The 23,095-nt window shown below is 72.7% G+C and carries 18 protein-coding genes and 1 pseudogene; 6 read left to right on the top strand and 13 right to left on the bottom strand.

The features are described from left to right. Positions 1-37: 37 nt before the first annotated feature. The 3 genes from ngcE to ABZ738_RS29215 are packed head-to-tail and all read right to left on the bottom strand — an operon-like array spanning position 38 to position 3,175. Positions 38-1,441: an N-acetylglucosamine/diacetylchitobiose ABC transporter substrate-binding protein gene (ngcE, locus tag ABZ738_RS29225; RefSeq protein ID WP_131055511.1), complete on the bottom strand. Its 1,404-nt coding sequence runs from the start codon at positions 1,439-1,441 to the stop codon at positions 38-40. 25 nt (positions 1,442-1,466) lie between these two features. Then, positions 1,467-2,216 carry an SIS domain-containing protein gene (locus tag ABZ738_RS29220; protein ID WP_176094577.1) on the bottom strand — a complete coding sequence of 250 codons (750 nt, stop codon included), beginning with the start codon at positions 2,214-2,216 and terminating at the stop codon, positions 1,467-1,469. Beyond that, positions 2,213-3,175, bottom strand: coding sequence for a MurR/RpiR family transcriptional regulator (locus ABZ738_RS29215; protein WP_131055506.1), 963 nt, complete (start codon positions 3,173-3,175; stop codon positions 2,213-2,215). Before ABZ738_RS29215 ends, ABZ738_RS29220 begins: the two co-directional genes overlap by 4 nt. A 191-nt stretch (positions 3,176-3,366) precedes the next feature. On the opposite strand from ABZ738_RS29215, the gene ABZ738_RS29210 reads away from it, so the two are divergent. Beyond that, positions 3,367-4,356, top strand: coding sequence for a BadF/BadG/BcrA/BcrD ATPase family protein (locus tag ABZ738_RS29210; protein WP_357218471.1), 990 nt, complete (start codon positions 3,367-3,369; stop codon positions 4,354-4,356). 297 nt (positions 4,357-4,653) lie between these two features. Here ABZ738_RS29210 and ABZ738_RS29205 read toward each other — a convergent pair whose 3' ends face one another. Beyond that, positions 4,654-5,205 carry a GrpB family protein gene (locus tag ABZ738_RS29205; protein ID WP_161594911.1) on the bottom strand — a complete coding sequence of 184 codons (552 nt, stop codon included), beginning with the start codon at positions 5,203-5,205 and terminating at the stop codon, positions 4,654-4,656. Positions 5,206-5,290: 85 nt separating this feature from the next. Between ABZ738_RS29205 and ABZ738_RS29200 the strand changes: the two genes are divergently transcribed. Further along, positions 5,291-6,742 carry an acyltransferase gene (locus tag ABZ738_RS29200; RefSeq protein ID WP_357218445.1) on the top strand — a complete coding sequence of 484 codons (1,452 nt, stop codon included), beginning with the start codon at positions 5,291-5,293 and terminating at the stop codon, positions 6,740-6,742. Here the strand turns inward: ABZ738_RS29200 and ABZ738_RS29195 are convergent. Beyond that, entirely contained in the window at positions 6,714-8,204 is a 1,491-nt protein-coding gene (locus tag ABZ738_RS29195) for a CoA-acylating methylmalonate-semialdehyde dehydrogenase (RefSeq protein ID WP_357218468.1), read from the bottom strand. The two genes, ABZ738_RS29200 and ABZ738_RS29195, sit on opposite strands and share 29 nt — an antisense overlap. Before the next feature lie 122 nt (positions 8,205-8,326). Further along, positions 8,327-9,631 (bottom strand): aspartate aminotransferase family protein, encoded by a 1,305-nt coding sequence (locus ABZ738_RS29190; RefSeq protein ID WP_357218442.1) that lies wholly within the window; start codon positions 9,629-9,631, stop codon positions 8,327-8,329. A 423-nt stretch (positions 9,632-10,054) separates the two neighbouring features. Here ABZ738_RS29190 and ABZ738_RS29185 point away from each other — a divergent pair, with 423 nt between their 5' ends. Then, on the top strand, positions 10,055-11,116 hold the full coding sequence (locus ABZ738_RS29185) for a hypothetical protein (RefSeq protein ID WP_236145614.1): 1,062 nt from the start codon (positions 10,055-10,057) through the stop codon (positions 11,114-11,116). 151 nt (positions 11,117-11,267) lie between these two features. Further along, positions 11,268-13,892, top strand: coding sequence for an MXAN_6230/SCO0854 family RING domain-containing protein (locus ABZ738_RS29180; protein ID WP_357218438.1), 2,625 nt, complete (start codon positions 11,268-11,270; stop codon positions 13,890-13,892). Positions 13,893-13,897: 5 nt separating this feature from the next. Here the strand turns inward: ABZ738_RS29180 and murD are convergent, their stop codons facing one another. Then, positions 13,898-15,247 (bottom strand): UDP-N-acetylmuramoyl-L-alanine--D-glutamate ligase, encoded by a 1,350-nt coding sequence (gene murD / locus ABZ738_RS29175; protein ID WP_357218435.1) that lies wholly within the window; start codon positions 15,245-15,247, stop codon positions 13,898-13,900. Positions 15,248-15,336: 89 nt separating this feature from the next. Here murD and ABZ738_RS29170 point away from each other — a divergent pair, with 89 nt between their 5' ends. Continuing rightward, positions 15,337-16,692, top strand: a complete 1,356-nt coding sequence (locus ABZ738_RS29170; protein WP_357218432.1) for a hypothetical protein — start codon at positions 15,337-15,339, stop codon at positions 16,690-16,692. A 243-nt stretch (positions 16,693-16,935) separates the two neighbouring features. On the opposite strand, the gene ABZ738_RS29165 is transcribed toward ABZ738_RS29170, so the two are convergent. The 5 genes and pseudogenes from ABZ738_RS29165 to ABZ738_RS29145 all read right to left on the bottom strand — a co-directional run bounded on the left by ABZ738_RS29165 (position 16,936) and on the right by ABZ738_RS29145 (position 21,867). After that, a complete protein-coding gene (locus ABZ738_RS29165; RefSeq protein WP_357218429.1) occupies positions 16,936-18,687 on the bottom strand; it encodes a PucR family transcriptional regulator in 1,752 nt (583 codons plus the stop codon). A gap of 40 nt (positions 18,688-18,727) precedes the next feature. Next, positions 18,728-19,677: pseudogene (locus ABZ738_RS29160) on the bottom strand (RNA methyltransferase). Next, positions 19,644-20,201, bottom strand: coding sequence for a hypothetical protein (locus tag ABZ738_RS29155; protein WP_176094585.1), 558 nt, complete (start codon positions 20,199-20,201; stop codon positions 19,644-19,646). The pseudogene ABZ738_RS29160 and the gene ABZ738_RS29155 overlap by 34 nt, the downstream one beginning before the upstream one ends. A 245-nt stretch (positions 20,202-20,446) precedes the next feature. Then, positions 20,447-21,007, bottom strand: a complete 561-nt coding sequence (locus ABZ738_RS29150; protein WP_176094586.1) for an RNA 2'-phosphotransferase — start codon at positions 21,005-21,007, stop codon at positions 20,447-20,449. Next, positions 21,004-21,867, bottom strand: a complete 864-nt coding sequence (locus tag ABZ738_RS29145) for a LysR family transcriptional regulator (RefSeq protein WP_176094587.1) — start codon at positions 21,865-21,867, stop codon at positions 21,004-21,006. Before ABZ738_RS29145 ends, ABZ738_RS29150 begins: the two co-directional genes overlap by 4 nt. Before the next feature lie 70 nt (positions 21,868-21,937). Between ABZ738_RS29145 and ABZ738_RS29140 the strand changes: the two genes are divergently transcribed. Next, positions 21,938-22,504, top strand: a complete 567-nt coding sequence (locus ABZ738_RS29140; protein WP_254876928.1) for a hypothetical protein — start codon at positions 21,938-21,940, stop codon at positions 22,502-22,504. Here the strand turns inward: ABZ738_RS29140 and ABZ738_RS29135 are convergent. Continuing rightward, positions 22,490-23,068, bottom strand: coding sequence for a hypothetical protein (locus tag ABZ738_RS29135; protein ID WP_357218422.1), 579 nt, complete (start codon positions 23,066-23,068; stop codon positions 22,490-22,492). The genes ABZ738_RS29140 and ABZ738_RS29135 overlap by 15 nt on opposite strands. Between the last annotated feature and the right edge of the window lie 27 nt (positions 23,069-23,095).

Here is a 23,095-nt window from a genome sequence, read left to right as displayed (position 1 = left end):
GTCTCTCACTTCCTCGTTCGGTTGGGTCCGGCGGGTGTCACGCGTCGCGGGTCTGCTTGGTGATGGACGAGTCCTTGGCCACCTTGTCGGCGGCGGCCTGCATCTTGTCGACGAACTGCGCGGCGGTGAGCCGGCCGGCCATCAGCTCCTGGGAGAGGTTCTGGCTCTCCTTGTCCAGGTCCGCGTAGAAGTTCCAGAACTTGATCGAGACCAGGTCCTTGGGCGCGTTCTTCATCAGGTCGTTGGCGCTGGCCAGCGCCGAGTCCTGGACGTTGTCGCCGGAGCCGGTGGTGGAGGCGAGGGACTTGGTCAGCTCGGCGAACTTCGCCGAACCGGCCTTGGAGAGCACGGCCCGCAGGAACTCCTTGGCCGCCGCCTTGTTCGGGGCCTTGCTCGGCACCACGATGCCCTCGCCGGCGCCGGCGTAGACGTCGTTGGGCGCCTTGTCGGTGGCACCCAGGCCCCAGTAGTCGGAGATCTTCATCTCGAAGCCCGGCGGGATGGTCGCCGCCATCTCGTTCTTGAGCCAGGTGCCGACCTGGATGAAGGCCGCCTTGCCGTCGAGCCAGGCCTGCTGCGACTGGGTGTGGTCGAGCTTGCCCGGGAGCACCAGCTTGTCCTTGACCAGCTTCTCCCACACCTCCAGGGCAGGCAGGATGCCGTCGGCCCGCCAGGCGTTCTCCTTGAGGTTGTCGATGTCGATGACCGCCTGCTTGCCGGCCGACTTCCAGACCGTGGCCATCAGCGCCCAGCGCGGGTAGTAGCCGTGCACGGCGTCGTAGACGTACGGCGACATGCCCTTGGCCTTGATCTTCGGGGCGAGCGCGAAGAACTCGTCGAAGGTCTTCGGCGGGGCCCAGCCCTCCCGGTCGAACAGGGCCGAGTTGTACCAGTTGCCCCAGACCGTGTAGGCGATGTTGACCACGTAGAACTTGCTCTGGAAGGTGCCGTCGGCGACGGTGCCGGGCAGCAGGGTGTCGGCGACGGTGCCCCCGCCCTCCCAGGCCGGGGCGGCGAGCAGGTCGTCCAGCGGCTCGATGGCGCCCTCGTTGACCAGGGTGCTGATGTCCATCATGTCGGCGCCCGAGTTCATCACGACGTCGCTCGGCTGCGTCGCCATCTTGGGCTGCTCTTCGGTCTTGATCTTCTGGGTGGAGCTCATGTTGACGGTGATGTTCGGGTGCTTGGCGTTGAAGATCGCCTGATCTTCCTTCGCCCAGGCGTCACCGAGCCCACCGTTGAAGATGACCACCTTCACGGCGCTGTCAGCCTGCACGCCGAAGGGGTTGTCGGTGCTCTTCTCCCCGGCGTTGTCGGTGTTCTCGCTGGGCGTGCTGCCCGCGCAGGCGCTGAGCAGACCCGCGGCCGGGGTCACCAGGAGGCCCGCGGCGGCCGCGCGGCGCAGCAGGGTCCGGCGGTTCAGATCGGGGGAAACGGACATCTCTGACTCTCCTTGTGGTGTCGGGTCAGGCGGTGCGCCGGAGACGACCGGCGTACCGCGACTCGAGGGCGAGGTTGTGCTCGTCCCCACCGGGGACGTTGGCGGAGAGGTAGATAGGGGGTGCCTCTCCGGCCTGGTGGAACCGTCGTACGACCTCCGCGGTCAGCAGCTGCGCCAGCAGCGCCGAGGTGACCGAGGAGACCGCACAGACCGCGCCGCCGCCCTCGAGCGGCAGCAGTGCGTCACCGTACGGCGCGCCGTTGTCCAGCACGACGTCGGCGAGATCGACGAGCCGCCGGCCCGACGGGTGGCGCGGAGCGACCCGTCCGGTGTGCTCGACCGAGGTGACCGCGATCAACGGGTGACCGCGACCGGTGACCAGCAGGGCCAGTTCGACCACCGAGCCGTTGATGCCGGACTGGGACGCCACCACGAACACGTCCTGCGGCTGCGGCGCGGCGATCTCGTAGAGCTGGTGGGCGATGGCCGGGTCGCGCTCCAGCTTCGGGTCGGCGAGCAGGTCGCGCGGGGCGTCGCCGTGCAGCACCAGGTCGTGCAGGGTGAGCCGGTTGGTGGGCACCAGCCCGCCGGCCCGGGCCACCAGCTCGGCCGCGAACGCCTCGGAGTGCCCGGCCCCGAACGCCTGGAGCACCCCACCGTCGCGCAGGCTGCCGGCGATCAGGTCGGCGGCCCGGCCGAGCGGTTCGTGCCCCCGGTCGACGAGACGGTCGAGAACGGGGCGGACGGCGTCCGCGTACCCCTGGGCGCTGATCATGCGCTGGCTCCCCTCGCGGCCTTGTGCCCGTCGACGGCCTGGGCGGTACGCCGGAAGGCCGCGTGTGCGCGGTCGTGGGTGCGCTGGGCGACCGCGATGTAGAGCAGGTCGAGGACGACCAGCTGCGGATGCCGGGCCGACAGCGCGTCCGGACGGAACGTGGTGGCGTGGCTGGCGGTCAGCAGCACGACGTCGGCCAGTTCGGCCAGCGGCGAGCGACGGAACCCGGTCAGCGCGATGGTGGTCGCGCCCCGGCTGCCGCCCTCGGCCACCATCTCGATGGCCTCCCGGGTCTGGCCGCTGTGCGAGATGCCCAGCGCGACGTCGCCTGGGCGCAGCAGCGCGGCGGAGGCGAGCCCGGAGTGCACGTCGTTCCACGCCCAGGCGGCCACCCCGATGCGGTGCAGGCTGAACTGCATCTCCTCGCCGACCAGGGCACTGCCGCTGGCACCGAAGATGTTGACCCGGCTGGCCCCGGCGATGGCGTTCGCGGCCCGTTCCACCTCGTCGAGGTCGAGCAGCGCGGCGGTGTCGTGCATGGCCCGGGTGTCGGCCGCCATGATCTGTTCCAGGACCCGGTCCAGCGGGTCGCTGGGCTGGATCTCGCGTCCGATGTCGACGGTCCACCCGGCCGAGCGGGCCCGGCCGGTCTCGGAGGCGATGCCCAACCGCAGGTCGGCGTAGCCGTCGAAGCCCATCGCCCGGCAGAACCGGGTGACCGTGGCCGGTGACGTGCCACTGCGCTCGGCCAGCTCGACGATGGTGGCCCGCGCCGCCGCCTCCGGGTCGCTGAGGACGTGCTCGGCGACCCGGCGCAGCGCGCCGGTCAGCTCGTCGGACCCGCTGCGCACCCGAGCGAGTATCCCGCCCGAGGCGACGCCGATGGCGCCCCGCCGGTCAACCCGGTCGGCGTCGGCCACCGCGGTGCCCGCGGAGGTGTCCGCCTCGTGATCAACCATGGGACGCCTTTCGGAAAAGACTGTTAACTGATAGTGGTAAAAGTTCTTACTGAAGCCACCTCCGTGTCAAGACCGTGGGCGAAGTTTTCAAACTGTTACCTGACGCACTGTCCGGGCCCGGATCCGCCTCTTGCCCCGGAGAGGCACCGCGACCAGCATGAACGCAGATCGATCAAGGAGGTTGGATGCCGATGTCCGACACCGTCGTGATCGGCCTCGATGTCGGCGGCACATCCACCCGGGCGCTCGCCGTGACCCTCGACGGCGGCCGTCTCGGCACCGGCCGAGCCGGCGGCGGCAACCCCACGAGCCACGGCGCCACCCGCGCCGCCGGGGAGCTCCTGACCGCCCTACGCGCGGCACTCGCCGGCATCGACCCGACCCGGGTACGCGCCGGCGCCATCGGCCTCGCCGGAGCGGGCCGCCTCCAGGCCGACCCCGCCGGACGCGCCGCCTTCGCCGATGCCTGGCGGACCGCCGGCCTCCGCTGCCCGTACGCGGTACACGGCGACGCCCTCATCGCGTACGCCTCCGCCACCGCCGCCCCTCGGGGCACCGTCCTCGTGGCCGGCACCGGCGCCATCGCCGCCGAGGTCCGCGACCTGCGCCTGGACCGCGTCGCCGACGGACACGGCTGGCTGCTCGGCGACGCCGGCTCCGGCTTCTGGCTCGGACGACAGGCGGTACGCCGACTGCTCACCGCCCTCGACAGCGGCACCGACCCGGGCGACCTCGGCCGACGGGTGCTCACCGAACTGACCGGCTCTGCCGAGATCGCGGCCCGCCCCCGCGACACCGTCGACGCGGTCGTGCAGGCCGCCACCCGTCGCCCACCGGTGGAACTCTCCCGCCTCGCCCCGCTGGTGCTCGACGCCGCCGCCGCCGGCGAACCGACCGGGGTCGCACTGCTCGACACGGCCGGCACCCACCTCGCCGACACGGTCGGCCGGATCCGAGCGGCCGACGACACCGACGTCCTGGTGCTCGGCGGCGGGCTGCTGACCGGCGACACCCCGCTGGCCGCCGCCGTCCACGCCGAGGCCCGACGACGCTGGCCGTACGCCCCGGTCCGACCGGCCGGGGACGGCGCCGCCGCCGCGGCCTGGCTGGCCGCCCGCGAACTGCCCGAGGTGACCGACCCGACCGCCCTGCACGCCCGCCTGGTCCCGCCACCCACCTGACCCCCGCGCCACCGTCGGCCTTGGCCACCCCGGCCACCCCGGCCGGCAGCGGGAGCACGTTGCCCCGCATTCGCGCACATTGGCGACACTCATCGATCTGCGCCATTTGCTATCGGCCATCCGATCACCGCAGGCGCGGCTACCTGACCCTCCTTCGCCGCCTTTGCTCTGCTTCAACCCACGCCACATGATCGGCTCGAATTCGTTGCGCTGGTTGAAGCAGAGCAAAGGCGGCCGGGAGGACACTCTGAACCGCCGGCAGAGGGCCGATGGCGAGATCCTGCCGGACTCCCCGAGTCACCGGTCCGGGTAGTCGACGGCTGGCGCTTGCGTCCTGTCACGGACGCCGAGGACCTCGTTGACGAAGTCGTCCTTGTTGCGCGCATAGGCTGCCAGGTCGGCGCCGTGCGCCCGCGCGAGATCGCGCTTGAGCTGCTCGTACCGGGACCGGTAGTCCACACGCCCCCGCAGCGCGTCGCGGAACGCGATGCGTCGCCGCCAGAGCAGTGAGGTCGGCTCGGTGAGGTGGAGCTGACAGGTGCGCTCCCACCAGTTGTCGGTCGCCGGCTTGAAGAAATAGTGCGCTTCCTCCGGGCGGTGCACACCGTTGCGGTAGCCGAGAGCGGTCACCACTTCGATCGCCGCAACCGCCTCCGACAGGCTGCGTACCGGCGCCATCATGTCGATGATCGGTTTTGCTGCCAGGCCGGGAATCGATGTCGAGCCAATGTGCTCGACCGGCCCCACCAGCCACCGCCTGAGAACGGTTTCCAGGGCGACCCGTTCCTGCGCGAACAGCACCGCCCAGTGCGGATCGTGCGGGCAGAGAGTGACCGGTGTGCCCTCCATGCGTCTCATCGTCCCAGTCTCGGCGATGCCCTCCGCGACGGCGATCGGCCGCCCGCTCCGCTTCACGGGCGCATACCCTCGGACCATGCGCCGCCTGGCCCGACTCGCCGCACGGACGCCGGCCGACCGCGCGCGCTACCTCGATCTGCTGCGGGCCGTGGCGATCATGATGGTCGTCCTCGGGCACTGGGCGGTCGCGACGATCGGCTACGACGAGCACGGGCAGCCCGACGGTCACTCCGCCCTGCCCGCGATCCCGTGGGCCTACCCGCTGACCTGGGCGGTCCAGGTGATGCCGGTGTTCTTCCTGGTCGGCGGCTACGCCAACGCCGCCTCGCTGACCGCGCACCGGGATCGTGGCGGAGACGCCGGTGGGTGGCTGCTCGGGCGCAGCGCCCGGCTGCTGCGTCCGACCAGCGCGCTGGTGCTGGTGCTGGCCGGGGGCGCGGTGGTGGCCCGGCTGGTCGGGGTCGAGCCGAGCATGGTCCGCACCGTCGTCTGGTTCGCCACGATCCCGCTGTGGTTCCTCGCCGCCTATCTCGTCGTGGTGCCGCTGACCCCGCTCATGTACGCGTTGCACCGCCGTTTCGGACTGGCCGTACCGGTGGCGATGGCGCTGCTCGTGGCTGCCGGAGACCTCGGGCGGGCGATCGGGTACGAGACGGCGGCACTGCCCAACTACCTGCTCGGCTGGCTGGCCGTACACCAGGTCGGTTTCGCCTGGTACGACGCCCGCCGGGGGCACTGCGACCCGGCCGGGTCCGGCGCGGGCAGCCGGTGGACCCGCTGCCTGCCGATGTCCCGCCGTGCCGCCGTGGTGCTGACCGCCGCCGGTCTCGGCGTCGCGGTGCTGCTCACCGCCGTGGGCCCGTACCCGGTCAGCATGATCAACCTGCCCGGACAGCGACTGGACAACGCGGCTCCGCCGAGCGTCGCGTTGCTGGCCGTGGCCACCGCCCAGCTCGGGCTGATCCTGCTGCTGCGCGAGCGGGCCGAGCGCTGGCTGCACCGCAGCCGCCCCTGGCAGGCCGTGATCGCCGTCAACTCGGTCGTACTCACCGTCTTCCTGTGGCACCTGAGCGCGGTGATCCTGCTGGTCGGCGCGCTGGACCGGCTCGGTGTCCTGCCCACCCCACCAGCCGGGTCGGCCGCCTGGCTGGCCTGGCGTCTGCCCTGGGTACTGCTGCTCACCGTGGTCCTCGCCGCACTGGTCGCGGTCTTCGGCCCGATCGAGGCCCGCACCGGCCGCTCCACCGCGAGTCGCCGGTACGGGTCCGCCACCCCGGCACCGGGCCGACCCGACGCCGATGCGGACCGCCCGCCGGAAGACGGACGGCCGCACCGACGACGGGTCGCCGTGCGGGGCGTCCTGACCGTCGCCGGTTTCGCCGCCGTCGGGTACGCCCTGGTGGCCAACAGCGCCACCGCCAAGACCGCACCCGAGCCGCTCGGCCTGCCGGTCGCCGCCCTGGTGGCCTACCTGGCCGGGGCGGGCGTCCTGCGCCTGCTCAGGTCTGGGTGGGGAAGCCGAGGTTGACCCCACCGTGGCGGGGGTCCAACCACCTGCTGGTGACCACCTTGCCCCGGGTGAAGAACGCCACCCCGTCGGCGCCGTGCGCGTGCAGGTCACCGAAGAGGGACGCCTTCCAGCCGCCGAAGGAGTAGTACGCCATCGGCACCGGGATCGGCACGTTGACACCGACCATGCCCGCCTCCACCTCGTGCTGGTAGCGGCGGGCCGCACCGCCGTCGTTGGTGAAGATCGCCGTGCCGTTGCCGTACGGGCTGGCGTTGACCAGCTCGACCGCCTCGTCGTACGAGCCCACGCGCAACACCGAGAGGACCGGGCCGAAGATCTCGTCGGTGTAGATCGACATGTCCGGGGTGACCCGGTCGAACAGCGTCGGGCCCAGCCAGAAGCCGTCCGGGTCGCCGTCGGGCGTCACGTCCCGGCCGTCGACCACCGCCACCGCACCGGCCGCCACGCCCGCCTCCACATAGGACCGGACCCGGTCCGCGTGCGCGGCGGTGACCAACGGACCCATGTCGCACCCGCGCCGCCCGTCACCGGTACGCAACCCGGCCATCCGCTGCGCGATCCGGGCCACCAGGTCGTCGGCGACCGGACCCACCGCGACCAGCGCCGAGATCGCCATGCACCGCTCCCCCGCCGACCCGAACCCGGCGTTGACCGCCGCGTCGGCGGCCAGGTCCAGATCCGCGTCGGGCAGCACCACCATGTGGTTCTTCGCACCGCCGAGCGCCTGCACCCGCTTACCGGCGCTGGTGCCGCGCTGGTAGACGTGCCGCGCCACCGGCGTGGAACCGACGAAGGACACCGCCTTGACCGTCGGGTGGTCCAGCAACGCGTCCACGGCCTCGGCGTCACCGTTGACCACGTTCAGCACCCCGTCGGGCAGGCCCGCCTCGGCGAACCACTCCGCCAGCAGCAGCGCCGCGCTCGGGTCCTTCTCGCTCGGCTTGAGCACCACCGCGTTGCCGGCGGCGACCGCCACCGGCACGAACCACAGCGGCACCATCACCGGGAAGTTGAACGGGCTGATCACCGCGACCACCCCGAGCGGCTGCCGCAGGCTGTACGAGTCGACCTCGGTGGAGACGTTCTCGCTGAAACCGCCGCGCAGCGCCGACGGGATGCCGCACGCGTACTCGATGACCTCCAGGCCGCGCTGCACCTCCCCGGCGGCGTCCGCGAGCACCTTGCCGTGCTCGGCGGTGATCACCTCGGCGAGCCGGTCCCGGCGGGCGTTGACCAGCTCCCGGAAGGCGAACAGCACCGCCGTCCGCTTCGCCAGCGACGCGTCCCGCCAGGTCCGCGCGGCGCGCGCGGCCGCCTCGACGGCCACCGCCACGTCCGCGGCGGAGGCCAGCTCCACCTCTGCGGTACGCCGACCGGTGGCCGGGTCGAAGACGTCCCCGCGCCGCGTGGAGGTGCCGCTGACCCGCCTGCCGTCCACGAAGTGCCCGATCAGCTTCAGGGCACCGCCCTCCGTTCGCGACTGCGGGGCTCGCAGAACCGGCTCACTCCTCGCGCTCACTGCACCACCTTCCGTTCGCGACTGCGGGGCTCGCAGAACCGGCTCACTCCTCGCGCTCGCGCTCACTGGTCAACCTCCCCGCTGCTGGCGGCCCGGATCGCCTCGACCAGGACGGCCAGCCCCTCGCGGGCCTCCTCCTCGGTGAGCGTCAACGGCGGCCCCATCCGCAGCACGTTGCCGTACAACCCGCCCTTGCCGACGAGCAGCCCACCCTGCCGGCACGCCTCGAACACCCGCCCGGTCAGCGCCGGGTCCGGCTCGTCGGTGCCCGGCCGGACGAACTCCACGGCGAGCATCAGGCCCTTGCCGCGTACCTCGGCGACCTGGTCGAGACCGGCCACCGCGGCGCGCAGGCCGTCGCCGAGGATCGCGCCGACCCGGGCGGCGTTGGCCTGGAGGTCGTGGTCGAGCAGGTAGTCCAGGACGGCGTTGCCGGCGGCGGTGCTCAGTGGGTTGCCGCCGTAGGTGGAGAAGCTGATCGCGGGCACCGACTCCAGCACCTCCGCCCGGCCGACCACCCCGGCCAGTGCGAACCCGTTGCCGACGCCCTTGGCGAAGGTGAGCAGGTCGGGAGTGACACCGTGGGCCTGGTAGCCCCAGAAGTGCTCGCCGGTGCGCCCCCAGCCGGTCTGCACCTCGTCGGAGATCAGCAGGATGCCGTGCTCGTCGAGGACCTTCTTCCATCCGGCGAACAGGCCGTCCGGCCCGTGCACGAACCCGCCGACGCCCTGGATCGGCTCGGCGATCAGGCAGGCCACGTCGCCGGAGGTCTGGGTGGCGAGCACCTCGCGCAGGTCCTCCACCGCCGCGTCGACCCGGTCGCCCTCGGGCAGTCGGGCGAGCAGGCCACGCAGCCGCTCACCGGAGTGCAGCCAGGCCACCTGGAGCGGGTTGAGCGCGCTGGCCGACCAGCCCCGGTTGCCGGTGGCGCCCATCGTCGCGTACGTGCGGCCGTGGTAGCTGTTGCGGACCGCGAGGATCTGGTGCGAGCGGCGGTAGTTGGTGGCCATCAGCAGCGCGGCCTCGTTGGCCTCGCTGCCGGAGTTGGTGAAGAAGACCCGGGCGTCCGGTATCCCGGAGAGCCGGGCGATCTTCTCGGCCAACTCGACCTGCTGTCGGATCAGATAGAGCGTCGAGGTGTGCACGATCCCGGTGGACAGTTGCCGCTGCACCGCCTCGCGGATCTCGGCGATGTCGTAGCCGATCATGTTCGTCAGCACCCCGCCGAAGAAGTCCAGGTAGGTGCGCCCCTGCGCGTCGGTGACCCGGCGGCCCTCGCCGGAGACGATTTCGATCGGCTCGGCGTAGTAGAGGGGCATCCAGGACGGGAGCACGGCCCGGTGCCGGGCCAGCAGGTCGTCGGTCATCGTCGCACCCTTCGGTTCGCGGTCACCGCGACGGTGTCACCACCGTCGCTGCCCGGACAAGAGCCAACGTGTCGCCCGGTGGTCGGCAGCCGTTGACAGAACGTCAACGCTTTCCGTCGTCTACGGCGGTTTCGACCACGCTTCCGGTCGCCGGCTCGGGCACCGGCCCACGTTTTCCGCCAGCCCTCCGCCGGTATGCCGGGGCGTGCAGGGCCACCGCGACCAGGGCGAAGCCCACCCACCCGGCGGTCAGAGCGACCGCTGCGGAGAGGCCAGCGCGGGCAGGAACGACAGGGCAAACGGCCGTACCGCCGCCGCGAGCGACCGTCCAGACCACCGCCGTGAACGACCCGGCCCACGTCACACCGCCCCTGCGGGCCGCTCGACCGTCGTGCCGGGCCGTCGGCCGGTACGATCCGATCCGTGCCCGAGCGTCCCGTCCCACCGCCCGTGGCCGCGTCACCCCCCGCCGCCGGACCGCCGCCACCCACCGGCACACGCGATCCCGTCCCGCTGCCGTGCGGCGACCCCACCGACCCGGTCGCCGCGATCACCGACGGCATCAGCCGCTGGGTCGACAGCACGCCGATGCGGGAACTGGTCGCCGACTTCGACGGCCGATGGCCCGCCGGTGACCTCGGTGCCGTGCTGGCCGCGCTCGACGAGTTCTCCGCCGCGCACTGGGACTTCCGCGCGGGTCGGGAGCGGCCCGAGGCCCGCGAACCCGACCTCGACCCGCCGCGCCGCGCCCGGATCCTCACCGCTGCGGACGCGCTCGGTCTGGTCCGTCCCCGCCCACCGGCCCGCACCCGGTACGCGCACCTGGTGGTATTGGGCGGCCTGGCCCACGCCTGCCTGCGCCGGGTGACCTACGCCGCCCATCTACTGCGGGACCGGGTCGACGTCACCGGCGAGGTGGCCGTGCTGGGCAGCTTCCGGCCACTGTCCGAGACGGAACGCCGGACACTCGCCGACGCCGACGTGGCCGGCGGAGACACCGAGGTCGACGTGCTCGACGCGGCGGTCCGACGCACCTTCGGGCTGCGTGGACCGGACGCCACCGACGGGATCGACGCCGGACATCCGCACCACTCCTGGTCGTCACGGACCTACCGGCCGGCCGGGCTGCCGCCGGTGCGGGTGCTGGCCGCCCCGTCGAGCGAGCCGCAGCGACGACGCGCGCACACCGCCGACACGCAGCGGTTCTGGGCCGAACACGCCCGGCTCTCCCCCGGCGAGCCGGTCCTGCTGGTCACCGCACCGATCTACGTACCGTTCCAGCACTGCGACGCGCTGCGCACCCTGGCCGTGCCGTACGGCTGCGAGATCGACACCGTCGGAGTGGACCCCGCCCGGCCAGACCTGACCTGCCTGCCCGAGCCCACCCTCACCCCCGGCCGGTACCTCCAGGAGATCCGCTCGGCCATTCGTTCCATGCGTACGCTGCACACCACGCTGGTCCAGCGACCGTCCACGAGGTCCTGACGAATACCGCAGTGCGCCGCCGCAGCGTCGCCCGGTAGCCTTCCGGCGGCGAGGGCGGCTCCTGGGCGTGCTTCCTTCTGGGCTCTTTTCTGAAGAACTAGCGCGCCCGATCTCCGCCCTCGCTGTCTGTCCAGATACCCGGGGGGTGGCGGTGGCGGCACTGGCGTCGAACGTGGCAGTGGACCCGCTGGCGGTCACCCTGGTCCGCCGGGCGAACCTGATCGCGCCCGGTCTGCTCACCGGCGCCGGGCGCAAGGTCAAGCGGACGGGCCGACGACCGGCCACGGTCTCCGAAGGGCTCGCCGCGCTGGAGGCCGACGTGCTCGGGCTCGGCTGGCTGCTCGGGCCACGGCTGCGGGGCTGGCTCGTCGGCCTGCCCGCCGACCGGCTGGCCGCCACCGGGTTGGCGCTGCTCACCGTGTTGGAGCGGGTCGTCGGGGCGGACGCGCCACACGTGCCGTTGTTCCGAGACTTCCCCCGCCGGGTGCCCGCCGACACCGAACAGCTCTACGTACGCCGGATCTTCACGCTGCTGTTGCAGGGACCGGAACAGCCCTGTGTGCTCTGCGGCACGCTCGACACGGTGGCGGCCGTCTCTCCCTGCGCGCACCTGGTCTGTACCGCGTGCTGGGACCACGGCTACACCGGCTGTCCGCTGTGCCACCGCCGGATCACCGGCGACGGCCCGTTCCTCACCGTCGCCACACCGCCGAGCGCGGGACCGACCCTGCCGATGCCGCGCCGTGCCGCCGTGCTCGAACTCGCCGAGGACGCCGGGCGGGCCGTGCACGAGGCCCTGGCGACGCTGCTGGCCCGCCATACGCCGCTGTCCGACGTCGACCGGACGGACCTGACCTTCCTGATCGACCACGCCGGCACCACCCGGCTGGACTGGCTCCCCGCCGACCTCCCGGTACGCGAGACCCGGGCCCTGGTGCTCGGCCGGATCCTCGGCCAGCCGCAGCCGGTCGAACAGATCACCGAACTGCTCGACCGCCACGTCGGCACCGCCACCGACGCGCTGCGGCTGCTGTGGGTGCTGCACGGCGGCGACGCCGGCCTGGTCGAGCCACCCGCCCGACACCACTCACTGCCCCGGCCGCTGCGGCGGGCGCTGCTCGCCCGGCTGGACGCGCTGGACCCGACGGCTCTCATCGACGACCTGCTACGGCACCGGCGCCGGTGGTTGCGGGCCGCTGAGTCGCTGCACCCCTTCGCACACGCCGAGCGGCACCCCCGGACGGCTGTCGGCTTCGCCGTGCTGCGCGGCACCCGGCTCGACGGGCGTACCCCGCTCGGCCGTCTGCTGCTCACCACCGCCGCCGACGTGCCGCTGCTGCGCGTCGAAAGCGACCGGCTGCGATTCACCACGTGGGCCGGCCGGGTCGAGGCAGCGCTGGGCACCGGCGACACGGCCGCCGCGCTGGCACTGCTGGCCCGTCGACCGGGCGAGTTGCTGCGTCGGACGGTGGCGCTGGCGGCCCGGACCGCGCAGCCGCAGCCGCTGCTGACGGCGGTGACGGACGCGGTGCGTACCGTCTCGCCGGGGGTGCTGATCGCGGCCGTCGGCGCGGTCCGTGGCGCGACCTGGCCGGCCGGCACCCGGCTGTTCTTCCCACGCGGCGGCCGGGCCCGCCTGTGGGCCATGCCGGACCGCCGCGACCGCCTGCGGGCCGGTCTCGGCGGCGAGGTGGAGGCCGTAATCACCGGCGAGTTGCGCCGACGCGCCGCGCTGCTGCCGGGCACGGAACTGGCCGTGCTCGACGCCGGCCTGGTCGACCTCGTGGCCCCGTTCACCGAACGCACCGCATCGGCGGCCCTGGTCCGGCTACCTCGGGGCAGCCGCCAGCCGCTGCCCACCGGACGCCGGCTTCGGCTGTTCCTGCACTGGACCGAGCCGGTCGGCACCCGGGTCGACCTCGACCTGTCGGTGGCGATGATCGCCCCGGACGGCGGTTTCGTCGGATGGTGCGACTACACCCGGCTGCGCTTCGGTGACCGCGCTGCGGTGCACTCCGGCGATCTGACCTCCGCGCCGGCACCGCTGGGCGCCAGCGAGTTCGTCGACCTCGACCTGCCCGAGCTGCGCAAGCGCGGCGTCCGGTACGCCACGATGGTGGTGTTGAGCTACAACGACGTGCCCTTCGAGGCGATGACCGACGCCTTCGCCGGGTTCATGGCCGACCCCGGTCGGGGTGCGCCGTTCGAGCCGAAGGCCGTCGAGCAGCGCTTCGACCTCACCGGCCAGGTCAAGGTGTCCACCCCGCTGGTGATCGACGTGCAGACGGGGACGATGCGCTGGATCGACGCCGCGATGACCGGTAGCGGCGAACAGCACTCGGTGGCCCGCTACTCCCGAACGCTGGCCCGGCTCAGCGTGGCGGCCGACGACCACTTCGCCGCCGGACAGCGGGTCAGTCTCTGGGAACTCGCCTGCTGGCATGCCGCCGCCCGGGCCCGGACGGTGATGGTCCGCTATGACGGCGACGCCAGGGTGACCTACCGACGGGCTCCTGACGAGTCCGTCGAGGCGTTCACCGCACGACTGGTCGCGCTCGGCCCGCCGGACGGGGACGGAGTGCCGGACGACGCGACCGCCGCACCGGGCTTCGCCGCACTGCTCAGGGGTGACCTGACCGTCGCCGAGGGCGCGCCGGTGTACGCGTTGCACGCCGCCGCTCTCGACGCCGACCGGGTCCGTCTGCTCGACGCCGCCGACCTGGTCGCCGACCTCGCGCCTCCGCCGGAGCCCGCGCCTGTGCGGCAGACCCGGTAGGGCGGTCAGACCGGGGCGGTGGCGCGGATCGCCTCGGCGAACACCTCCGAGCGGTGCTCGAAGTTGCGGAACCGACCGTAGCTGGGCGCGGCCGGGGAGAGCAGGACCACGCCACCGGCCGGGGTGACCTGCCGGGCCAACTGGACCGCGTCGGCCAGGTCCTCGACCAGTTCGGTGCGCACCTTCGGCAGCCCGTCCAACGCCTCGACGATGCGCGCTCCGCTGTCCGGGATGCCGATCACGGTCAGCTCCCGCTCGGCCAGGTGCTCGCGCAGCGGGGTGTAGTCCACGCCCCGGTCGGCACCACCGACGATCACGGTCAACGGCCGCCCGTCGTACGCGTCGATGGCGTGCATGGCCGCGTACGGGCTGGTCGCCAGCGTGTCGTCGACGAAGGTCAGGCCGGACGGGTCGACGATCTCGGTCAACCGGTGGGCCAGCCCCTGGAAGCCGGCGACGGCCACGGCCAGGGTGTCCTTGCGGTCGACCAGGTCCACGCCGAGGGCGTCGAGCACGGCCAGCGCCACGCAGAGGTTGCCCTCGTTGTGCCGGCCGACCAGCGGCAGCACCGCCCGGGGGAACAGCGGCTGGTCGACCCGGTGGAACCAGGGCGTACCGTCCGGGCCGGCGGCCACGTTCACCGACTCGGCGGTGCCGGCGCGGACCGCCGCGCGGTCACCCAGCTCGACGAGCAACCGGGGGTCGCCACCGTTGACGACCACGGTGTTCGGCCCGTACGCCAGCAGGTTGAGCTTGTCCCGGTAGTACTCCCGCTCACCGCCGTGCGCGTCGAGGTGCTCCGGGAACAGGGCGGTGACCACCGCGACCCGGGGCGAGTCGGTCAGGTCGCTGCACTGGTAGCTGGAGAGTTCCAGCACGTACAGCTCGGCCTCGGGCAGGTCCAGCGTCGGCACGCCGATGTTTCCGCCGAAGACGTTCGGCCGGTCCACCGCCGTCAGCAGGTGGTGGATCAGGCTCGACGTGGTGCTCTTGCCCTTGCTGCCGGTCACCCCGACGGTGCGCGGGCCGTGGTCGGCCATCCAGAGCGAGGTGCCCTGGGTGACGGTGGCACCCTGGCGACGCAGCTCCACCAGCCACGGGTGGGTCTGCGGCACACCCGGCGACCGGACCACCACGTCGGCGGCGGCCAACCGGGCGAGGCCCTCCTCGCCGGTGACCAGCGGGGCCGCCTCCGCCAGCGGCCCCTCCCAGGGCAGCGAGAGGAAGTTGGCGCTGTCGTCGACGGCGACGAGGTCGGCCGGGCCGTGGGCGGCGATCGCGATCACCGCGGCTCGTCCCTCCCGACCCGCCCCCCAGACGGCGACGGTACGTCCGCGCAGGTCAGACAGGCGCACAGCTTCTCCTCGGGTGCGACGGCAACGGGGCACGTGCGGGGTCCGGCGGAGCCGGGCACGGCCGGACGAACCAGGGCCTAGTATGGCGTGTGCCCAATACGCAGCTGGCGCGGATGGACGCGTTCACCTTCCCGTCCTACTCGATCGATCTCTCGACCGGGGAGGCGTTGTTCGACTACGCCCTGACCGGGCCCGACGGCGAGCAACGGTTCACCGAGGTGATCACGCTTCCGGTGCCGGAGGAGTCACCGTCGGACGCCGCCGTGGCGGCGCTCGGCCGGGTGCTGGAGCTGCTGCACGTCGTGGCCGGCGTCAGCTACTACAAGGCCGCCGCGCCGGGGCAGCTGGTGCTGCCGACGCCGCTGGGCCCGGCCGCCGCCGGGTTCGTCACCGCCGTCTACACCAAGGGCCTGGCCGAGTACGCCTACCGCAACCAGTTGCCGTACGTGCTCGACCTGTCCCCGGTGATCCCGGAGGGCCGGGTCGCCGCCGTCGCCGAGTACGACAACTCGGACCGCCGACCGCTCAGCGCGGTCGGCGGCGGCAAGGACTCGATCGTCAGCCTGGAGGCGATGCGTCGCGCCGGCCTGGACCCGGTCCCCTTCTCGGTCAACCCGAACCACGTGATCAACGCGGTGAACGCGGCCTCCGGACTCACCCCGCTGGCCGCCCGGCGACGCCTCGACCCGGTGCTGTTCGAGCTGAACGCCGCCGGCGCCCGCAACGGGCACATCCCGGTCACCGCGATCAACTCGCTGATCGCGGTCGCCACCGCCGTGCTGCACGGGCTCGGACCGGTGGTCATGTCCAACGAGCGTTCCGCCTCCGACCCGAACCTCATCTGGAACGGCCACGAGGTCAACCACCAGTGGTCCAAGGGCGTCGAGGCCGAGGGGCTGCTCCGGGCGGCGCTGGCGGAGCACGCCGGGCTCACCGAACCGTACTTCTCCCTGCTGCGCCCGCTGTCGGAGCTGCACATCGCCCGACTGTTCGCCACCATCGACCGGTACGACGACGTGGTGACCAGCTGCAACGCGGCGTTCAAGCTGCGCGACGCCAGCGAGCGCTGGTGCCGCGACTGCCCCAAGTGCCGGTTCGTCTTCCTGGCCCTGGCACCGTTCATGTCCCGGGAGCGGATCACCCACATCTTCGGCGGTGACCTGCTCGCCGACGAGTCGCAGATCCCCGGCTACCGGGAACTGCTCGGCGTGGACGGGCACAAGCCGTTCGAGTGCGTCGGCGAGGTGGAGGAGTCGGTGGTGGCACTGAGCCTGCTCGCCCAGCAGCCGGACTGGCGGGACGCCCCGGTCGTCCGCACGCTGGTCGCCGCCGTACCGGACAGCGCGTGGGCCACGGCCGCCACCTCCGACGTCTTCACCCCCGGCGGCGGCCCCAGCTACGTCCCGCCCGCCTACACCAAGGCCCTGCACTCGCTGAGCGAGTGACGGCCGTCAGGCGAGCCGGTTCCGCACGCCCCCACCGCAAGCGCCCCACCCCCACCCCGACCCCCATGCCGTGCCCGTGCCCGTGCCCGTGCCCGTGCCCGTGCCCGGCGATCATGGACTAGTGGTAGTCGATATCGACATGTAGACGGCTTTTGTTCCCGCCACGACTCCATGATCGACGCGGCGGACACGGGCGGGGCACGGTGAGGCGGGCGGGGCACGGCGAGGCGGGGGCGGCGGGGGTCAGGAGGTGCGGATGGCGTCCAGGGCCAGCAGGGCGACGTGCAGGGAGAGACAGGCGTCGACGGAGTCGAGGTCGACGTCGAGGATGCGGCCGATGCGGGCCAGCCGCTCGTAGAACGCCGGCCGGGACAGGTGGGCCGCCGCAGCCGCCGCCGACTTGTTGCGGCCCTGCTCCAGGTACGCCCGCAGCGTGCCGAGCAGGTGTTCACGCGGGTGCCGGGCGTCGTACGCCAGCAGTGCCCCGAGCTCGCGTTCGACGAAGGTCTGCAGGCGCGGCTCGTCGCGCAGCAGGTGCAGCAGCCCGGCGAGCCCGACATGCGGCAACCGGAAGATCGGTAGGTCCCGGCGGTCGTTGCGGGCGGCCTCGGCGACCTGCCGGGCCTCGATCAGCGACCGGCCCGCCTCGCGCAGGCTGCTCACCCCGGAGCCGGCCGCGATGATGAGCCCGCCGGCACCTCGGCCCGGTTCGGCTCCCTTCCCGCCTCCGACAGCCCGGGTGGCAGCCGGATCGGACGGTCTCGACTCGGGGCGGGTCCGGCGCAGCGCGGCGGCGAAGGAGGCAAGCGCCCGCTCTTCCGCCGCCGGGTCCGGCAGGGCCAGCAGCGCCCCCACCGCCTGGTCGTCCACGGCACTGGTCAGGCCGGTCAGGTTCGCCTCCCGCACCGCCTGGCCCACCGCCTCGGCCAGGTCCCGCAGCCGGGCCGGGCCGGGCTCGTCGCCGTCACCGGTCCCGGTCGAGCCGCTGTCCGGCTCGTCGGCCCGATGCCGGACCACCACCCCGACCAGGTGCCGGCGTTCCAGGACCAGCCCGAGGCCCCGAGCTCGCAGGGCCACCTCGTCCACCGGCCGCGAGCGGTCCAGCAACGCGGTGAGCAGGGTGCGGTGGATCTGCCGTTCCAGTCCCTCGGCGTCCCGCCGGATCAGCCGGCCCAGCGCCAGCGTCGACGCGGCCCGCTCGACCAGGATGGTCAGCCGGGTGGGCGGCGAGATCGCGCCGGTCACCGCGTCCCGCGCCGAGTTCCACTCGCCGCCGCCCGGCCAGCGCAGCAGCAGCCGACCCCAGTCCTCGCCCCGGGCGCCGACCATGGTCACCAGCCAGCCGCTGTCCGGGTCGTAGACCGTACGCCCGGCCGGCCGGATCCGCCGCGAGTGCTGCTCCCACCGGTCGAGCAGCAGTTCGGCGTTCTCCCGCGCCGGGTCGTACGCGAGCACCTGCCGGGAGAGGTTCTCCAACACCACCGGGCAGCCGGACAGCTCAGCGGCCTGCCGGACCACCTCGCCCGGGTCGGCGCCCTCCACCGACAGCTCGGTGAACCGCTGGTGGATCTCCTCCGCCGCCCGCAACTCGGTGAGCTGCGCGTCCACGATCAGTGCGTGCACCGCCTCGGTGACCCGGACGAACGGGGTGGCCCGGCGCAGCTCCACCAACGGCATTCCGGCCCGTTCGGCGGCGGCGGCCATCACCCGGGGCACCCCGGTGTGGTACCGGCGCCCCAGCTCCACCACCAGCCCGGAGACGCCGACCCCGGCGAGATCCCCGATGAAGGCGCGCAGCCCGGCGTCCTCGCCGGGCAGTCCGATGCCGGTGGTCAGCACCAGTTCGCCACCCCGCAGCAGGGTGGCGATGTCCGGCACCTCGGCGACGTGCACCCAGCGCACCGGCCGGTCCAGCCCCGCCTCCCCGGCGACCAGGCGCGGCGCACCGTGGCGAACCGGGTCCAGCGCGAGGACCTCACGGACGGTAGGGAACACGGGCGAAACGGTACCCGCAGATCGGCCCGAACCTCGACGGTCAGGCGTCGTCGCGGCCCAACTCCCAGCAGGCCACGGCGGTGGCGGCGGCCACGTTGAGCGAGTCCACGCCGCGCCGCATCGGGATCACCACCCGTACGTCGCTGGCCGCCATCGCATCCGACGTCAACCCGGCCCCCTCCGCCCCGAGCAGCAACGCGGCGCGGGCCCGTTGTTCCGGCGTGAGCCGCTGGATCGGCACCGCGTCCGGGGCCGGCGTCATCGCCAGCACGGTGAACCCGGCCGACCGCACCTCGTCCAGCGCCGCCGGCCAGGGCTCCAGCTTCGCGTACGGCACGGCGAAGACCTCCCCCATGCTGACCCGGACGCTGCGCCGGTAGAGCGGGTCGGCGCAGGACGGCGAGAGCAGCACCGCGTCCACCCCGAGCGCGGCGACCGCCCGGAAGATCGCACCGAGATTCGTATGGTTGTTCACGTCCTCCAGGATCACCACCCGGCGGGCGGTCGCGAGCACCTCGGCCGCGCTCGGCAACGGCGTACGCCGGAACGACGCGAGGACCCCCCGGTGCACGTGGAACCCGGTGGCCTCACGCAGCACGTCCTGGCTGGCGGCGTAGACCGGGGCGTCTCCGGTGTCCAGGTCGGCGAGTTGGTCGACCCGCTTGGCGTCGACCAGGTACGACCGGGCCGGGTACCCGGCCCGCAACGCCCGGCGCAGCACCAGCTCACCCTCGGCGATGAACAGGCCGTGCGGGGGCTCCCAGCGGGTCCGCAGCTCGACGTCGGTCAGCGCACGGTAGTCGCCGATCCGCTCGTCGTCCGGGTCGGTGATCAGGTGGACGGGCACCCGCCGATTCTGCCGGACCGGTCCTCGCCTGCCACACCGGCGTACCGGGATCAGCCGGGGATGCCGAGCCGGCCGGCGACACCACGTCGGCCACGGGCTCCTCGGCCGGCTACAACTCCTGCAACGACCGCACCACCAGCCACGGCACGTTTCTGAGCGGGCCACCGGTCGGCGGGCTGTACAGGTACGTCCCCAGCAACATCACCTCAGCCTGGAACTCTTCGCCTTCAGCGAGGCTGCGGAGCAGTTTCGGATCGCCGTCCAACAGCATGGTCGTGTCGTAACCACCTTCGTCGGTCGTTCTCCGCGGTCCCACCCTCGCGGCGAATGTGTCCTCACCCGTGGCATCGTCGAACTGGGTGACCTGGCCGTACACGACGAACGTGCGGCCGATGTAATCGTTCGGCCGCTCGGCGAGCAGTTTCCACTGCCGCTGCGTGAACGTCACGTAGATGTCGGACGGGGTGGGCGCTGCGGTCATCGGTGTGGCGGTGGGCGGCTGGGAAGACGACGGGCTCACGGCGCTCTCCGCGACCTGGTTCGACTGGACGGCGTAGAGCAGGGCGCCGACCGCGCCGATCCCGCAGCACAGGAGCAGCAGGACAACGACAGCCCCGACGATCCACAGCAGCGTGCTCTGGTTCTTGCGGTACGTCGGCAGCGGCATACCGGGGTACGCTCCCGCCGGCCCGGGGACGGGTGACGGGTACGACGACGGGTTGCCCGCCTCGCCGGGGTGCCGGGGGTTCGCCACGGTGGCCTCCTGGTGTCGGCCGGTGTGCTGGAGGGTGGTCGCCGGCCCGGCCCGCTGTCCCCCTGCCCCCGAGAGTCGACTGTGGCAGAGTCACGCGACGGTCCACAGGAGATTGTGGACCGCCACCGGGTTCGAATCCATAGACGATCCGGGATCTGTCAGCTACCGGCGGCCTCTTCCGCACTGTCGACCATGATCCGGTCGGGTGGGACGTGGGTGGTGAGCCAGACGCCGCTGGCGGCCCGGTGGAACACGTTGCCGGCCGCATGCATGCCGGCGGCGTCGACGGTGAGGACGATCGGCTCGCCGCGCCGGGCACCGACCGTCGCGGCGGTCTGCCGGTCTGCGGAGAGGTGCACGTGGGTACGGCCGCGCGGCCGGAGGCCGTCGGCGCGGATGCCGGGCAGGAAGCGGGCGACGGTGCCGTGGTAGAGCAGCGGCGGAGGCGGTTCCGGTGCCAGGCACAGGTCGACCGGGACGGTGTGGCCCTGGGCGGCGCGGATCCGCCCGTCACGGATCTCGAACCGCTGTTTGTCGGTGTCGCCGGTCAGCCGGGCCAGCAACGCACCGTTGATCGGCCGACCGTGGTGGGCCAACGCGGCGAGCAGCACGTCCACCTCCACCCATCCGGCGGAGTCGAGCGTGATCCCGATGGCGGCCGGCTGGTGACGCAGTACGTACGCCAGGAACTTGCTGGTCGCGGTGGTGCGGTCGGTCACGGTCGTGCCCCGAGCAGGTCGAGCAGGTCCCGTACGACCGGCTCGCGTTGCGGGCGCCAGGCCGCCCAGTAGCGGATCGTCGGCAGGCCGTGCACGGGTACGGCGCGCAGACCGTCGGGGAGTTCCACGCACCCGTTGACGACGGTGGCACCGACACCGAGCGCGGCCAGGTGCACGAGCAGGTCCCAGCCGTCGACCTCGGCGGCGACCTGCCAGGTGACGTCCGCGTCGAGTAGCGCACGGTCCAGCGCCCGCCGGTGCGCGCGCCCGGCCGGGGGTACGACGAGGTCCAGCCCGTCGAGGTCACGGAGTCGGACCTGCCGCCGCTCGGCCAGTGGGTGTCCGTCGTCGATCACGAGCACCTGCCGGTACGCGGCGATCTGCGTCGACTCGTACTGCCGTCCCGGTGGATCGTGCGCGACCACGGCGAGGTCGGCGCGACCGGCGGAGATCGCGGCGAGGGCGGCGTCCCGGTCCGCGGTGATCACGTGCACCCGGCGGCCCTGGCGGCCGATCCACCGGATCGGCTCGGCGATCACCCAGCGCAGCGCGCCGCGACCGGCCGCGATGGTCATGGTGGGCGCCGCGTCCTGGTGCAGTTCCCGCAGGAACTCGTCGGTGCGGTGACGGGTGTCCAGCGCGTACGCGGCGAGGCGTTCCCCGGCGACGGTCAAGGTCAGCCGCCGGCCGTCCCGCTCGTAGAGGTCCACGCCGAGTGCGGCGGCCAGTTTGCGGATCTTCACGTGCAGCGAGGGCTGGCTGATGTGCAGCGCCGCAGCGGCGGCGGTGAAGTTGCGGTGCTCGGCGAAGACCGCGAACGACCGCAGTGCGTCGGCTTCCAGCAGGTCCCGCCCATTCATAGCATGCGACTATAGAACAGTCGCCGATCGATAGTTCTGCCCTGGTTCTCCGGCCCCCATCCTGGGTGGCATGAACGATCATGTGCCCCGGCTCGGCATCGACATCGGCCGAGTCGTCATCGACGGATCCCGCCATCCCCGCGGTGGTGACACCGCCTTCTTCACCGGCGACGAGGCCACCATGCTGGCCACCCCGGAGGTGCCCGGCGCCCTCGACACGATCGCCCGCCTCGTCCCCCGCTTCGGCGGCCGGGTCTGGCTGGTCTCCAAGTGCGGCCCGCGCGTCCAGGCCCGTACGCTGCGCTGGCTCGACGCCCACGACTTCTACCGGCACACCGGGATCGGCCGCGACCGGGTCCGGTTCTGTCGCGCCCGCGCCGACAAACGCGGGCACTGCCTCGACCTCGGCCTCACCCACTTCGTGGACGACCACCCCGAGGTGCACTCCGCCATCCGGGGCGCCGTCGCCCACCAGTACTTCTTCGGGCCGCAGCGCCGCCCGGTCCCCGGCTACGGGCACGCCACCCCCACCTGGGCCGACGTCGAACGCCTCGCCCTCCGGTCACTGCGGCGGGAGCACCCCCATGACGGGACCGAGGTGACCGCCACGCCCCTCGGTCGGCTACAACACCCGTAACGAGTGCACCAGCAGCAGCGGCACCCTGGTAGGACCCACCAACGACTGGTACGTGTACGCCTTCAGCACCGTCACCTTCGCCTGGAACTCGTCGTCCGCAGCGATGTCGCCGAGCACCTTCGGATCGCCGTACAGCAGCGTGTTCGTGTCGTAGCCACCGTCGTCGGTCGTTCTCCGCGCGCCCACCAGCGCACGGAACCTGTCCTTACCGGTGGCATCGTCGAACTGGGTGATCTGGCCGTACACGACCAACGTCCGGCCGCTGTGATCGTCCGGCCGCTCGGCCACCCGTTTCCACTGCCCCTCGGTGATCGTCTCGAAGGTGTCGGGCAGGGCGGGCGCGGCAGCCGAGGAGGGCGGTGTGGTCGTCGGCGTGACGGTCGACCCCTGCGTCGTCGTCGGCGTCGGCGGGCTCGCGGCGCTCTCCGCGACCTGGTTTGACCGGAAGGTGTACAGCAGCACGCCGCCCACGCCGATCCCGCAGCAGAGGAGCAGCAGACACACGACAGCCCCGACGATCCACACCACCACGTTCTGGTTCTTGCGGCGCGTCGGCGGCGGCATGCGGGGGTACGCTGCCGCCGGTCCTGG

This window comes from Micromonospora sp. NPDC047793 (assembly GCF_040642635.1).
Taxonomy (GTDB): domain Bacteria; phylum Actinomycetota; class Actinomycetes; order Mycobacteriales; family Micromonosporaceae; genus Micromonospora.
The sequence above is the reverse complement of the archived record's forward strand: the minus strand, read 5'-3'. Positions and strand labels throughout refer to the sequence as shown.